Source organism: Haloechinothrix alba, from assembly GCF_900188115.1.
In the GTDB taxonomy this organism is placed as follows: Bacteria; Actinomycetota; Actinomycetes; order Mycobacteriales; family Pseudonocardiaceae; genus Haloechinothrix; species Haloechinothrix alba.
Window position 1 is genome coordinate 1 of the sequence record NZ_FZNW01000013.1, and the last position, 14,486, is coordinate 14,486.

Consider the following 14,486-nt stretch of genomic DNA (forward strand, 5'->3'; position numbering starts at 1 on the left):
ACCACCAGCTCAAAGACCACCCCCACTGGACCCTCCACCACAACCCCACCACCGGCACCACCACCATCACCACACCCACCGGACGGTGCTACACCGAGCACCGGACCCTACCGGCACGGTCGCGACCACCCACCATGCCGGAGCGGGCCCGGCCACCCGGACCACGCGGCAACGACGCTACGAGTCCTCCTCCACGTAACCGATCATGATGGACATGGCGTCGTCCTGCGCGTAGTGCGAGTCGTACACGCTCTCCAGCTCGAGCACGTCGCCCTCGGCGACGTCACCCAGGTCGCCCTCCGAACACACGCTCATCGACTCGATGTGCCCCTGGTAGGCCGGATCGGTTCCGTACCCGGCATAGGACGGGCAGATCTCCTCGCCTGTGCTGCGGTTGTGCAGGGTGAGCGACTCGCCGCCATCGTGGACGTGGCCACCCGCAGCGTGGAACGTCCCCGCGATGGTCGACTCCCACTGCCACGTGGTGACCGACTCACCCTCCGGGACGCTGTGGTACGAGTCGAAGGTGCAGTTCGCCGCGTCCAGCCAGACCGGGGTCACCGGCGTGATGTCCCGGTTGAACAGTGCTGGCTCGTGTTCGATGGTGAGGTCGAAATAGACCTCCTGGGACTCCGGCGCGAAGTTCATCAACTCGATCACCGACCAGGTCAGCGGGGCCGGGCCGAGGGGCACCCCGTAACCGTCCGGAAGCATGCCGCCGGTGCGCTCGTTGCCCGAGGCGAAGATCCGTTGCCCCGCCATGCCCAGCTCCTCGTCCCTGCAGGTGACATCCTGCCGGGACCGGTCGAAGAGCACGGCGTGGTGCAGCATGATGTTCGTGTCGTAGTTCGCGCTGCTGCCGTCGGCGTACGTGAGGTCGGGCTCCATCGAGGTGACGTAGCAGGAAACGACCCAGCAGGGAGTCGGAACCGGTGCGGCGACCGTGGTGTGCGTGCCGTGGTCGCGCTCCTCGGGGCCGTGTGGGCCGTCGTCGCTCGCGCTGGTCGTGCCGTGACCGTCGCCCGCGCCGTGCTCGCCCTCCTCGTGCGGCTCGGCGGTGATCGGCCCCACCCGGATCGTCGTCTCCGTGCCACCACCGAACATGGTTCGCTGTCCGGTGATCTCGGCGGAGGTGTCGGTCTCCTGCACATCGAACTGGTCGACAAGCTCGTCCGGTGGGGCGGAGTCGCCGGTACCGGCGCCGGCGACGGCAGGCGTGGTGACCGAGGCCAAGGTGAGTACTGCGCCTGTCACAAGGCTCGTGAGTACCCGCGATCTCTTCGACACGTCGGACTCCTTCCGTGGCTACGTGCTCGGTGCACGGGCGAAAACGGAAGAATATCCAACGGTCAGGTCGGTGTTCAATTGTTCGATTATGATAATGAATTGATTGTTGATTATCGCGCCTTGCCGTAATTCTGCTGCCGATCCGGGAGTCCGGTGTGGTCCGGAAACGTCTCCGGCGGCCCGGGCGTGAATCGGGCCGCCGGAGGGGCCGCTTCCGTTACACGTGGCTCAGCAGCAACTCGACGCCCTCGATGCCGAAGTAGGCCAGGAACACCAGGCTGAGGCCCCACAGCAGCACGCCGGGTTCCCGCCACTTGCCGAGGGCCACCTTGATGACGACGTAGGCGACGATACCCGCGCCGACACCCGCCGTGACCGAATAGGTGAAGGCGGGCAGGGCGATGATCAGGAACGCGGGTAGCGCGATCTCCATGTCGGTCCAGTCGATGTTGCGGCACTGCATGCACATCAGACCACCGACAAGGACGAGCGCGGGTGCGGCCGCGGACTGGGGGATGACAGCGGCGATCGGCACCAGGAACAGTAGCGTGAGGAACAGCGAGCCGGTCACCAGGCTGGCGATCCCGGTCCGCGCGCCTTCCTTGACGCCTGCCGCCGACTCGACGAAGACGGTGTTGGATGAGCTCGAGGTGAGTCCACCGAACGCGGCACCGATCCCGTCGGTGACCATGACCCGACCCAGCGTCGGCATCCTGCCGTTGGAGTCGATGAGGCCGGCCTCGTCGCCGACGGCGAGGACGGCCCCGATGGCGTCGAAGAATCCGGCCAGCACGAGGGTGAACACGAACACCGTCAGGGTCAGGGCGGGGATCTCGGTGATCGCGCCGACGACGTCGATCTGCCCGAACAGCGAGAAGTCCGGGGACGCGACGAGCGAGTCCGGCAGTGACGGCGTGACCAGCCCCCACCCCCCTGGGTGCCACACCGACTCCACGATCACCGCTAGGACGGTAGCGCCGAGGATGCTCAGCAGGATGGCGCCCGGTACCTTCCTGCTGTACAGCGCGAACATCAGCACCAGCCCGAAGCAGAACACGATGATCGGCAGCCCCGTCAGGGTGCCGCCCTCGCCGAGCTGCACGGGCACAGCCGTGTCCATCGCATCCGGCCTGCGCGTGACGAACCCGGCGTTGACGAACCCGATGAGGGCGATGAACAGTCCGATCCCGACACCGATTGCGTGCTTCATCCCTCGCGGGATGGCGTTGACGATGAGTGTGCGCACGCCCGTGGCGGCGAGCAGGAGGATCAGCAGGCCTTGCAGGACGACCATGCCCATCGCCTGCTCCCAGGTGACCTGGGGCGCCACCTGGAACGCGACCACGGCATTGACCGAAAGTGCCGTGGCCATCGCGAACGGAGCGCGGCCGACGATTCCCATGAGGACGGTCATCAGCCCTGCCGACAGCGCGGTCATGGTGGTCACGCCGGTCAGTGACAGCTGGTTGCCGTTGACGTCGGTCGCGCTGGTCAGGATGAGCGGGTTGAGGATGACGATGTAGGCCATCGCGACGAAGGTGGTGATGCCACCCCGGATCTCGCGCGAGGGCTTCGAGCCGCGTGCGGTGATCAAGAACCATCGGTCGAGCACGCTCCCGCGCCATGGCGGGGGCTTCTGGTCGACCGAGGGGATCTCCGTTGTGCTCATACGAGTTCTCTCCAGGTACGGCGGCGGGGTCGATGTGCCGGGCCGGTACTTCCGACCCCGGGCACAGGCGTGCCCGCACCCCGGGCGGGAGCCCAGTGCCCGGGGTGTGGCGCGTCGGGGAGTGCTTGTCGAGCTCGGGAAGCGGAGGGGCCGGTCAGCCGGTTACGGGGTGGACGATGTCGTGCGGGCGGACGGGTACGCGGTCGATCTGGAGTCCGGTCGCGTCCCTGATCGCGGCGGCGATCGCAGGCGTGGACGACAGCGTCGACGGCTCACCCGCGCCCCGCAGGCCGTACGGGGCGTTCGGGTCGGCGCGCTCCAGGATGTCCAGCCGCATCGGCGGCATGTCCAGGATCGTGGGAATGAGGTAGTCGGTGAACGAGGGGTTGGCCAGTTTGCCGTCTGCGAGCTGGATCTCCTCCATAACTGCCAGACCGAGGCCTTGCGCGGTCCCGCCGTGGATCTGCCCTTCCAGCGACACCCGGTTGAGGACCGTGCCGACATCCTGCACCGCCGTCAGGTCGACCACCTTGAGCAGGCCCAGCTCGACGTCCACGTCGACGACGGCACGGTGGATGCACAGGGCGAGCTGGGTGTGCGTGTCACCCTGCCCCGTGACGGGGTCCATCCCGGTCGTCGGGCGATGGTGGAACTCCCTTGTCTCCTCGATGGCCTCGTCACCGAGCAGGTCGGCGAGCGCAACCAGGACCCCGGAGTGTTCGGAGACCAGCTTCCCCCCGGACAGGCTGAGCTGGTCGGCGGGTACGTCGAAACGCTCGGCGGCGAGCTGGAACAGCCGGTCCCGGACGGCCTCGCACGCCCGCTTCACCGCACCACCGGTCATGTAGGACTGGCGGGAGGCCGATGACGACCCGGCGTCGCCGACCTGGGTGTCGGCAGGCGCGATGCTCACCCGCTCGACACCGAGCTCGGTCCGTGCGATCTGCCCTTGCAGGGTTACCAATCCCTGACCTACCTCGGCAGCGGCGGTGTGCACCAGCACGGCAGGCTCGCCGCCGACGACCTCCAGCCGCACGCGTGCGGTCGAGTAGTCGTCGAAGCCTTCGGAGAAGCAGATGTTCTTCAACCCGACGCCGTAGCCGATGCCCCTGCGCACTCCCTCACCGTGCGTGGTGTTGGATACCCCTCCCGGGAGGTTGCGCACGTCGCCGGAATCCACGGCCTCCGGCAGCGGCGCGTCGCGCAGCCTGTCGATCATCTCGCGCATCGGCGCCGGGGTGTCCACGACCTGGCCGGTCGCGATCGCCGCTCCCTGATGGATGGCGTTGATCCGCCGCACATCGAGGGGGTGCAGCTCGAGCTCGCGTGCGAGCTTGTCCATTTGCGACTCGTATGCGTAGCAGGCCTGCACCGCACCGAACCCACGCATAGCCCCGCACGGCGGGTTGTTCGTGTAGACACCGTACGCGTCGATCTCGACGTTCGGCACGATGTACGGCCCGACACCGAGCGAGGCGGCGTTACCGACGACGTTCGTGGTGGATGAGGCGTACGCACCGCCGTCGAGCACGATACGAGCCGTCGCGTAGACGATCCGGCCGTCCGCGGTCGCGCCGTGCTCGTAGCGCATCTTGGCGGGATGCCGGTGCACGTGGCCGTAGAACGACTCCTCGCGGTTGTAGACGATCTTGATCGGCCTGCCGGTGTGCATCGCGAGCATCGCCGCGTGCACCTGCATGGACAGGTCCTCGCGCGCACCGAACGCGCCACCCACGCCGGACAGCGTCATGCGCACCTTCTCCTCGGGCAGACCGAGGCACGGAGCGATCTCCCGCAGGTCGGTGTGCATCCACTGGGTCGCGACGTAGAGGTCGACCCCGCCGTCCTCACCGGGTACGGCCAGCCCGGACTCGGGCCCGAGGAACGCCTGGTCCTGCATGCCGATCTCGTACTCGCCGGTGACCACGACATCGGCGCGCGACCGAGCGGACGGCACGTCACCGACCCGCACGGGCTGGTGCCGGACGACGTTGCCGTGCTCGTGCAGCGCCGGGGCTTCCGGGTCGAGCGCGGCACGGACGGGGTCGGTGAGCGGGTCGAGCACCTCGTAGTTGACGACGATCTCGTGCATCGCGCGCCGGGCGGTCTCCGGATGGTCGGCGGCGACCAGGGCAACCGCCTCCCCCTGGTAGCGGACGGTGTCCACCGCAAGCACGGGCTGGTCGTTCTCCTCGAGCCCGTAGTACTTGATGCCGGGGACGTCCTCGTGCGTGAGTACGGCGTACACGCCGCTGGTCGCCAGCGCCGCACCGATGTCGATGGACCGGATGCGCGCGTGCGGGTGGGGGCTGCGCAGCGTCACACCCCAGAGCATGTCGTCGTGCCACAGGTCGGACGAGTAGGCGAACTGGCCGGTGACCTTGCGCGTGCCGTCCGGCCTGCGCGGGCTCTGCCCGACCCCGCCTCGCGTACTCGAGGCCAGGTTGTCCGGTGTCCCGACAGTCATGACGTCCTCCCGTTCTCGCTCGGCGCCCGGCCGGCCGATGCCATGAGCCCGCGGTGCGCGGTACGGGCGGCGAGGGCCAGCCGGTCCTGGTCAGCAGTGCGTAGCTCGCCGCCGGAGACGACGGCGTTGCCGTTGACGGTCAGTAGCTCAAGCGGCGCGGGCGGGCCGAGGGCGAGCGCGGCCACCGGGTCGGCGATGTCGGCGTGGCCGAGGCCGTCGAGCCGCCACAACGCGATGTCGGCGAGCTTGCCTGCCTCGAGCGAGCCGATCTCGCCGCCACGGCCGAGGCACCGGGCGCCACCGATGGTGGCGGCGCGCAATGCCTGCCTGGCCCGCAGGGCTGTGGGACCGCCATGGAGCCGCGCCAGGTACAGCGCCTGGCGAAGCTCCTCGACCAGCATCCCTGCCTCCTGTGATGCCGCCCCGTCCACGCCGAGACCCACCGGAGCTCCGGCGTCGAGCAGCGCGGGCACCGGCGCGATGCCCGCGCCGAGCCGGGAGTTGGAGCTGGGGCAGTGCGCCACCCCGGTGCGCGTGGCGCCCAACCGCTTGATCGCGCCGTCCGACAGGTGCACGCAGTGGGCGAGCCACACGTCCTCGCCGAGCCACCCGAGCGAGTCCAGGTACTCCACAGGGGTGCACCCGTGCGTGGCCTGGCAGAAGTCCTCCTCGTCGATGGTCTCGGCGAGGTGGGTGTGCAGCATGACGCCGTGCTCGGTCGCCAGCTCGCGAGCCTGGCTGAGCAGCTCGGTGGACACCGAGAACGGGGAGCACGGCGCGATGCCGATGCGGACCATCGCGTCCGGCGACGGGTCGTGGAAGGCCGTGATGGCCTCGGAGGTGGCCGCGAGGATGGTGTCGATGTCCTCGACGACCTCATCGGGCGGCAACCCACCCGCGGACCGTCCCCTGTCCATCGACCCCCGGGTCGGGTGGAACCGGATGCCGATCTCGCGGGCCGCGCCGATCTCTGCTGCGAGCAGGTCGCCTGCGTCATCGGGGAAGACGTAGTGGTGGTCGGCGCTGGTGGTGCACCCGCTCAGCGCGAGCCACCCGAGCCCGGCACGGGCCGCGACGCCCACGGACTCCGCGTCGATGCGTGCCCAGACCGGGTAGAGCTCGGTGAGCCACTCGAACAGCGTCGAGTCGGTGGCCAGCCCCCTGGTGATCCACTGGTAGAGGTGGTGGTGGGTGTTGACGAGGCCGGGCGTGGCCAGGCACCCGGACCCGTCGACGCGGGTGATCTCGCCCGGCTGCGCGGGCGCGCGCCCCTCGCCGACCGCGACGATCCGGTTGCCGTCGACGAGCACGTGGCCGTGCGAGTACTCGGTGCCCGCGTCGTCGGCGGTCGCGACGGCGCAGTTCTCGATGACGATCACGTTCCTGCCTCCTGCTTGCGCGAGGCGGCCAGCCGGACCGCGTCCAGGATCTTCTCGTAACCGGTGCAGCGGCAGAGGTTGCCCGCGAGCTCCTCGCGGATCTCCTCGTCGCTGGGTTCACCGGTGCGCTCGACCAGGTTGTGCGCTGCGACGATCAAGCCGGGGGTGCAGAAGCCACACTGCACGGCGCCCGCGTCGACGAACGCTTCCTGCACGGGGTGCAGCTCATCCTCGCCCCCGCCGATACCTTCCACCGTGACGACCTCGTGGCCCGCTGCCTGGCCGGCCGCGACGAGGCAGGAACACGCGGGCACCCCGTCCAGGTAGACGGTGCACGAGCCGCACTCGCCCTGCTCGCAGGCGTTCTTCGAGCCTGCGAGGCCGAGACGCTCACGCAGCACGTACAGCAGGCTCTCGCCCGGCCAGACGTCGTCGGCGGTGTGCTGGGCTCCGTTGATGGTGAGGTTCAGGCGCATCGGTACTCCTCCCAGGCCCAGCCGAGGGTCCGGCGGGCCATGACGGATAGGGCGTGTGTGCGGTAGGTGGCCTGCCCGCGGACGTCGTCGATCGGGACGGCCGCCGCGGCGACGAGCTCGCCGAACCGCTCGGCGACATCCCCCGGCAGCGGCTCGCTCGAGTCCCACGGCAGGGCATCGACCAGGTACTTCTCGGCATCCGTCGCGTGCCGCGGGGTGGGCGCTGCGGAGCCGAGCCCCGTCCCGACAGCGCGCTCGTGCGGGTCGAGCGCCACCGCGAACGAGCACACCGCGATCACCATGGCGTTGCGGGTGCCGATCTTGGCGAACTGCTGGGGACCCCGCGCTGCAGGCACGGTGATCGCGCGGATCAGCTCGTCCGGCTCCAGAGCCGTGCGCTTGACGCCGGTGTAGAACTCGTCGATGGGGACGAACCGGCTGCCACGGACCGAGGCGACCTCGACGGTTGCGCCGGTGGACAGCAGCGGGGGGTGGCTGTCGCCCGCGGGCGAGCCCGCGCCGAGGTTGCCTGCTGCCGTGCCCCTGTTGCGGATCTGGGGTGAGCCCACCGTGCGCGCGGCCAGCGCGAGGCCGGGCAGGTGGTTGGCCAGCTCCGTGATGATCGTGGTGTATGAGACGGTCGCGCCGATGCGCACGGAGTCGCCATCGAGGTCCCAGTGCGCGAGCTCGTCGATCGCGGTGAGATCGATCAGCGCCGGAGGCCGATGCTGGTCGAAGTTCAGCTCCACCATCACGTCGGTGCCACCGGCGATCGGGACCGCGCCCGGCACCGAAGCGCGCGCTTCGAGCGCTTCCTCCCAGGTCGTGGGCTTGATGAAATCCATGATGTCCTCTTCCACGCCGGGCTGCCCGGCGGTGCGGTGGTTCGTGTCCGTGCCGGCCCGACCGCCGGAGCGTCTCGCTGCTGCAACGGCCCGGCCGTCGGAGCGGCTGGCTGCTCCCACGCCGGCCCGGCCGTCGGAGCGTCTGGCTAATCCCACGCCGGCCCGGCCGTTGGAGCGTCGTCCCGGAGGACGGTGCCTTCGATCAGGCCGTACGGCCGGTCGGCGGCGAAGAAGACCTCGCCGGGGTTGTCCAGCCCGAACGGCTCCAGATCGACGAGGAAGTGGTGCTTGTTCGGCAATGCCAGCCGCACCTCGCACAGTTCGGGCTGCTTGTCGAGGACGCGCCAGCCCATCGCGTAGAGGGTCTGCTGCAGCGAGTAGCTGTACGTCCCTGCGAACGCGTCGACCAGGTTGTGCCGGGCCGCTGCGTGGGACTCCGCCCAGTCCACGTCCAGCGTGGCGTGCCGCCAGGTGGCGGTGACGGCCGTGGCCAGGATGCGGTCGGTGGTCTCGGGCAGCGTCGTGTACTCGTCCTTCGGGTATCCCCAGAACTCGGAGTTCGTCGAGTTCAGCAGCACCAGATCGGCGACCCCGGACAGCACGTGCGTGGCCTGGTCGTCGTGGTGCACCACGCAGGTGCGCACCTCCTGGCTGCCGCGCGCGAACGAGTGCCCGGTCTGCCCGACGCGCTGCCAGGCATAGTCGGTGATCTCCACCCGCGCGTGGGTGATGGCAGGCTGCGTCGCGACGAAGTGCTCGGCCAGCAGCAGCCCGAAGCTCTCCGGCTGGTCGATGCCGTACTTCCTTGCGAAGGCGAACACCGTGTTCTTCTGCGTGTCCGTGGGAAGCACGGCGGCGTTGTCGCCGGTCAGGTGCGTGTCTGCGAGCTCGCCGGACAGCGCGATACTCACGTTGAGGTCGGCGAGCTCGTGACGGTCGGTGCCGCGTCGCAGGGCGACGACGCGCGTCTCCGCCTTGCCGTAACGGTTGGGGCCCAGCGTGATCGGCATCGTCAGCTCCCTCGGTAGGTGGAGTAGGCGAACGGGCTCAGCAGCAGGGGAACGTGGTAGTGGCTGCCCGGGTCGTCCACCCGGAACGAGATGGTCACCTCGGGGTAGAAGGTGGCGATACCGCGCGCGTCGAAGTAACTCCCGACGTCGAACGTCAACCGGTAGGTGCCGGACTCCGCCGTCTCGGCGAGCCGGCCGACACGCCCGTCGGTGTCGGTGACCGCGTCGGCGACGTGCTGCCAGCCGGCAGCCGACGCCAGCTCCAGCCGGGTGGCGACGCCGGACGCGGGAGTCCCGGTCGTACTGTCGAGGACGTGGGTGGAGATGCTCATGCGAACTCACCCCGCAGCCTGCCCGCCGTGATCTCGGCGAGCTGCCCGCGCACGTCCTCGCGTTCGGCAGCGACGTCGTTGCCGAGCCTGCGCTCGAGCTCGGCGAGGATCTGCGCGCTGTCCCTCCCGCTTGCCCTGATCAGGAAGACGTGCCCGAACGTCTCCTCGTACCGCCGGTTGGCGTCGATCAGCGCGGCCCGGGACTCGTCCGCCACGCCGGACTGTTCCGCGCGGGACCACTGTGCCGAGCTCGTCGAGCCGGACACGCGGTCACCGATCCGGGGATGCGCGGAGAGGGCCTCGGCGATGTCGGCCCAGGCGAGCTCGCCGAGGAGGCTGCTCGCCGTGTCCGCGAGCTGATCGGCGTCCCGGTACGGGCGGCCCGCGACGACCCGGTCGGCCCAGCGGCGGCTGTGGCAGACGGCCAGCAGGTGCTCGGTCGCCTCGCCGACGGGTGCCTCGTTGAGCTGGGAGAGGGTGGTGATAGTCGTTCCGGTGTGCACTGTCGGTTGGCCTCCACCGTCGTATTCGTCGGATGATGTCAGTGAACACCCGGAACCGCGGGTGTGACCAGGAGCACAGAACACGAACAACACGGCCGGTGGGCAGCACCTTCTTGGAGGATCATCCGAAGCTCGCTGGGCCGCCCGGCCGGCGTTACTGCCCGCGTTACCGCCTATGCTGCCGTCGACCCGAGGAAGTGACGTGAAGCTGCGAGAACTGCTCGAGGACACCGAGCTACGCCTCGAACCGGTCGCCGGTGACGAGCGTTCGTTCGAGCGCGAGTTCCACTCGGTCATGACCACCGACCTGCCCGACCCGCGGCGGTACCTCACCGGTGGCGAGCTGGTGCTGACCGGGATGGTGTGGCGCCGTGCCCCGCAGGACTCGGCGGCGTTCGTGACGGCGGTCGTCGAAGCGGGGGTCGTCGCGATCGCGGCGGGGGACCAGTTCCACGCCATTCCCGATGACCTCATTGAAGCGTGTGTCTCGGCCGACCTGCCGCTGCTGCGCGTGCCCGCGCACATCGCGTTCGCGACGGTGGCGGCGCGGGTCAGTACCGTCCTCGGCCCGCAGCGAGCGGACGAGGTGGCCGCCTTGCTCGGCCAGCACCGGCACCTTGCGGATGCCGAGTCGACCGGTAGTGACTGGCTGGCGGAGATCCTCGAGCTGGTGCACAGCCGCCTCGACCTCGGATGCGCGGTGCTCGGGCCGACCGGTCGCGTGCTCGCCGACTCGGGGGTCGACCCGAGTGCCGAGCAGCGGGAGGAGCTGGTACGCGAGTTCCTCGGTGGCCGGCACCTTCCGGCCACGGTCGGTGACTACACGCTCTACGGTACCGGGAGCGCGTTCGCGTCGCGGGCGCTCGAGTGCTTCCTGGTGTTCGCCGGAAGCTCCGCCGAGTGGGAGGCCGACCGCTACCGCATGGCCGGGGAGCTGGCGGGGCTGGTGGCCACCGGATGCCGGCGGATCGCGCGCGGCAGGCAGGACCGCAGGCCGCTCGTCGAGGAGATCGTGCACCGGGCACGGTCGGGGACCGACCCGGGCACGCTGCAGCCGCACCTGGAGGTGGCGGGGTTGCCCGCGGGGAGGCCGCTGGTGGTGGTCGCCGCGCGGCTGCACGGCGGCAGCGCCGAGATGGCCAGGGGCGTGCTCGAGGAACTGCTGGAGCGCGAGTCGGCGCTGTACGACGACCAGGCCGTGGCGCTGGTCCCCGCGCAGGACCGGCAGTTCGACGACATACTGACCGAGTTGCGCTCGGACGCTGCGACGATCGCGGGCGGGCTCGGATCCGAGCGGCTGCTGCTGGGTGCCAGCGGGGAGGTCGCGGGCGCGTCGGGGCTGCGCGGGGCGATCGACGAGGCGCGGCACGCCTGCAGGCTCTCCGAGCTACGCCCGGGCCGGGCGGTCGTGACCGGGCACGAGGACCTGTCCAGCCATATGATGCTGCTGGCTGCTGTACCCGACGAGGTGCGCCAGTCGTTCCGGACCCGGGTGCTGGGGCCGGTTCTGGAGTACGACACGGCACACGGGGGTGACCTCGTGCCGACGCTGCGTGCCTTCCTGGACAGCTCCGGCAGCTGGACGAAGTGCGCCCGGGAGTTGCACGTGCACGTGAACACGCTGCGCTACCGCATTCAGCGGATCGAGCAGCTCACCGGCAGGGATCTGAGCCGGATCGACGACCGGGTCGACTTCTACCTGGCGTTCGCGCTCGCCTGAGCGGGCGCCGGGGCCGGGCCGCGTCAGGACCGGGGCGGGTCCTGCTCTGCCAGCCAGTCCGTCCGGACGTGGCCCAGCCGCATCCGCTGCGGGTGATCGCCGACCCGGGTACTGGCGACCTCCTCACCGGTGTCGTAGGACAGCGCGGAGACCCGGTCGCTGCCGCTCCAGGACACGAAGCAGTGCTCACCGTCGCTGCTGGAGGTGGCCCAGTACGGTTTCTCGCCGCCTTCGACCAGCTCTCCGTGGCGCAGCCGGTCGCGCGAGACGATCGTGGCGTAGTCGGACATGGTGCCCGCCACGCACAGGTCCGTCCCTTGCGGGTTCATCGCGATGCCGTGGTGTGCGGAGTCGAGCAGGTACTGCTCGCGTTCGGTGTTGGCGGCCTCCTCGGATTGCGGGAGGTTGACCACGCTGACCACGCGATTCTCGGCGAGGTCGTACTCGATGAAGCCGTGGAAGAAGGAGACCTGGAAGTAGACGTATCGCTCGTCGGGGGAGAAGGTCATGGGGCGCACCGCCGAGCTGTAGTCCGGGTAGCCTGCCTCGTCGAGCTCGGCGCCCATGTCAATGCGCTCGAGCACCTCGTAGCTGTCGGCATCGACGATCTGGAAGTGGCGCTCTCCCTTGGTGCTGTCCAGCGCCGGGCGGTCCAGTGGCGTGTACACGTGCCCGATGCTGGCGTGGAAGATCTTCTCTCCGTCCGCGGAGTAGACGTTCTCGTGCGGAGAGTCGCCCGAGGGGAACTGCCCGACCTCCTCGCCGGTCTCGATGTCGAGGACGTGCACGACGTTGCCGGTGGACGCGGACACCGCGACGTGCTCGCCGTCCGGTGAGACCGCCATGTGGTCGGAGCGGTGACCGTCGACCTCGAACCGCCACACCAGCTCGCCGCCGGCGAGGTCGATACCGACGACATCGGCCAGGCTCGGCCGGGACACGACGAGTGTCCGGCCGTCCTCGGTGGTGTACATGTCATCCACGTACTGGTCGTTGCCTTCCCCGACGAGGGCACGGATGCCGAGGTAGTAGCCGAGCCGCTCGGGGTCGGTGTAGACCTCCCGGAGGCGCTTGTCGAGGTCCGGCACGATGTCGACGCGGGCGAGCGGTTCCAGCTCGCCGTCCGGCGTGAGGACGTCGGCGGTGCCGTCCCAGTTGTTCCCGACGAAGAGCACCTCGGCCACCTCGCCCGACGACCGGTCGCGTTCGTCCCCGCCCGGCGCGGCGTGCTGCGGTGACGCCGTGGATGCGGGGGATGCGGCGGTGGCCGCTGCCAGGCCGAGTGCCGCGATCATGCAGGGAAACTTCCGTCGGACGGTCATCGCCTGACCTCTCGTCCGTGCCATACGTGCGTATAGATCCTCGTGGGGCACAACGACCGGGGCGCCGCGAGGTCACGGTCCTCGGCGGTGGTGACCGGCGGGTACGGGTAGGTGCTACCGGCAGGCGGCACGTTGGGGGGGGGGGGGGGGGGGGGGGGGGGGGGGCGGGGGGGGCCCCGGGGGGGGGGTGGGGGGGGGGGGGGGGGGGGGGGGGGGGGGGGGGGGGGGGGGGGGGGGGGGGGGGGGGGGGGGGGGGGGGGGGGGGGGGGGGGACGTGCGAACCGGGGTGTACCCGGCGGGTGGTTTACTGGGGGCGTGAGGTTCATGTACCGGTTGGGTCAGGTCCGTGAGCAGCACATACGTGGCCATGCTCGTGCGTGCTCGCCGGAGGGTGACGACGAGATCGTCTGGTGGGTCCGGGCGCGGAGGCTGCCGGACGGCAAGCACGGCTTCGCCTACATCACGCGGGAGCGCCTGGTCCTGTGCTGGCTGCACGGCAAGGTGGAGAACCGTGTCGTGCCGTGGCAGGACGTGACGTCGTGGGGAGTCAAGCTGTCGGAACCCGGCGGTCCGGTGCTCGGCGTGTCCACCGGCGGGGGAGCGGTCGTGTTCCAGCTGCCCGTGCCGACGCACAAGAAGGCCCGTGCGCTCGGTACGTTCCTCGGCGAGGTATCCGACCGCTCGAAAGACGCCGGGCAGGCTCCGGACGGCGACCTCGCCGGGTTCGAGCAGCCCGACTCACTCGTCGTGCTGCGCGAGCGTCGCTCGCTGGCCGGCTACGGCAGGCGCGCGCTCATGACCGTGGCAGGGCTGCTGCTCATCGTTCTCGGCATCGTCTTCGCCTCACCGTTCGTGCCCGGCCCCGGCACGCTCACCGTGCTCGGCGGGCTGGCGTTGCTGGCAGGCGAGTACGACTGGGCCAAGGACGCGCATCACTGGTTCCGCAAGAAGGCCCAGGAGTGGATGGAACGCGCCAGGCAGTGGTGGCGTGCCCGGCGCAGGACCAAGTCCGGTTCGGGTGTCAGCCGCCGGTGACGGTGACGGTCCCGGTCATCCTGGGGTGGTAGAAGCAGTCGTAGGGGTACTCGCCCGGCTCGTCGAACGTGCGCGAGTAGCTCTCGCCGGTTTCCAGGTCGCCGGAGCTCTCCCCGTCGTCGAAGTCGACCGTGTGCAGGGAGTCGTCCTGCTGTAGCCAGGTGACGGTCGTGCCGGCCGCGACCTCGATGTCTTCTGTCGCGAATGCGAAGTCGACGATCTCGACGGTCTCGGACTTGCCACCCGGTGCCGGGCTTGCGGGCTCGCCCGCGTCGCCCTCCCCGGCGTCGGTGTCCGGGCCCGCATCCGGGCTCTGCTGGGTCTGCTGCGTAGGTTCCGGCTGACCGCCGCCGGTGGCGGGTGCGCACGCGGAGAGTGTGAGCACGCCGGCTACGGCGGCCAACAGGAGCGGTCTCGTTCCGAGCATGGCTGGTGCCCTCG

Annotated in this window: 13 protein-coding genes; 2 read left to right on the plus strand and 11 right to left on the minus strand. The window is 70.0% G+C overall.

Features of this window, described 5'->3' with window-relative positions:
- Positions 1–177: 177 nt before the first annotated feature.
- From CHB84_RS13565 to uraD, 9 genes are all read right to left on the minus strand, one after another.
- Complete coding sequence (locus CHB84_RS13565) at positions 178–1,287, minus strand: hypothetical protein (protein ID WP_141134682.1); 1,110 nt, start codon at positions 1,285–1,287, stop codon at positions 178–180.
- 217 nt (positions 1,288–1,504) lie between these two features.
- A complete protein-coding gene (locus tag CHB84_RS13570) occupies positions 1,505–2,956 on the minus strand; it encodes an NCS2 family permease (RefSeq protein WP_089301972.1) in 1,452 nt (483 codons plus the stop codon).
- Between the two features lie 154 nt (positions 2,957–3,110).
- Positions 3,111–5,423, minus strand: coding sequence for a xanthine dehydrogenase subunit D (pucD, locus tag CHB84_RS13575; RefSeq protein WP_089301973.1), 2,313 nt, complete (start codon positions 5,421–5,423; stop codon positions 3,111–3,113).
- Positions 5,420–6,802, minus strand: a complete 1,383-nt coding sequence (locus CHB84_RS13580) for an 8-oxoguanine deaminase (RefSeq protein WP_089301974.1) — start codon at positions 6,800–6,802, stop codon at positions 5,420–5,422. Before CHB84_RS13580 ends, pucD begins: the two co-directional genes overlap by 4 nt.
- Complete coding sequence (locus tag CHB84_RS13585; protein ID WP_089301975.1) at positions 6,799–7,278, minus strand: (2Fe-2S)-binding protein; 480 nt, start codon at positions 7,276–7,278, stop codon at positions 6,799–6,801. Before CHB84_RS13585 ends, CHB84_RS13580 begins: the two co-directional genes overlap by 4 nt.
- Positions 7,269–8,123: an FAD binding domain-containing protein gene (locus tag CHB84_RS13590; protein ID WP_089302086.1), complete on the minus strand. Its 855-nt coding sequence runs from the start codon at positions 8,121–8,123 to the stop codon at positions 7,269–7,271. Before CHB84_RS13590 ends, CHB84_RS13585 begins: the two co-directional genes overlap by 10 nt.
- 146 nt (positions 8,124–8,269) lie before the next feature.
- Complete coding sequence (gene pucL / locus CHB84_RS13595) at positions 8,270–9,133, minus strand: factor-independent urate hydroxylase (RefSeq protein ID WP_089301976.1); 864 nt, start codon at positions 9,131–9,133, stop codon at positions 8,270–8,272.
- A gap of 2 nt (positions 9,134–9,135) precedes the next feature.
- A complete protein-coding gene (gene uraH, locus CHB84_RS13600) occupies positions 9,136–9,465 on the minus strand; it encodes a hydroxyisourate hydrolase (protein ID WP_089301977.1) in 330 nt (109 codons plus the stop codon).
- Positions 9,462–9,968 carry a 2-oxo-4-hydroxy-4-carboxy-5-ureidoimidazoline decarboxylase gene (uraD, locus tag CHB84_RS23235; RefSeq protein WP_217898545.1) on the minus strand — a complete coding sequence of 169 codons (507 nt, stop codon included), beginning with the start codon at positions 9,966–9,968 and terminating at the stop codon, positions 9,462–9,464. Before uraD ends, uraH begins: the two co-directional genes overlap by 4 nt.
- 202 nt (positions 9,969–10,170) lie before the next feature.
- Between uraD and CHB84_RS13610 the strand changes: the two genes are divergently transcribed.
- Entirely contained in the window at positions 10,171–11,688 is a 1,518-nt protein-coding gene (locus CHB84_RS13610; RefSeq protein WP_176439947.1) for a PucR family transcriptional regulator, read from the plus strand.
- 23 nt (positions 11,689–11,711) lie between these two features.
- Here the strand turns inward: CHB84_RS13610 and CHB84_RS13615 are convergent, their stop codons facing one another.
- Positions 11,712–13,010, minus strand: a complete 1,299-nt coding sequence (locus CHB84_RS13615; protein ID WP_089301979.1) for a YncE family protein — start codon at positions 13,008–13,010, stop codon at positions 11,712–11,714.
- A gap of 324 nt (positions 13,011–13,334) precedes the next feature.
- Between CHB84_RS13615 and CHB84_RS13620 the strand changes: the two genes are divergently transcribed.
- A complete protein-coding gene (locus tag CHB84_RS13620; protein WP_245818743.1) occupies positions 13,335–14,045 on the plus strand; it encodes a PGPGW domain-containing protein in 711 nt (236 codons plus the stop codon).
- Here the strand turns inward: CHB84_RS13620 and CHB84_RS13625 are convergent.
- Entirely contained in the window at positions 14,032–14,448 is a 417-nt protein-coding gene (locus tag CHB84_RS13625) for a plastocyanin/azurin family copper-binding protein (RefSeq protein ID WP_176439948.1), read from the minus strand. The two genes, CHB84_RS13620 and CHB84_RS13625, sit on opposite strands and share 14 nt — an antisense overlap.
- Positions 14,449–14,486: the final 38 nt, after the last annotated feature.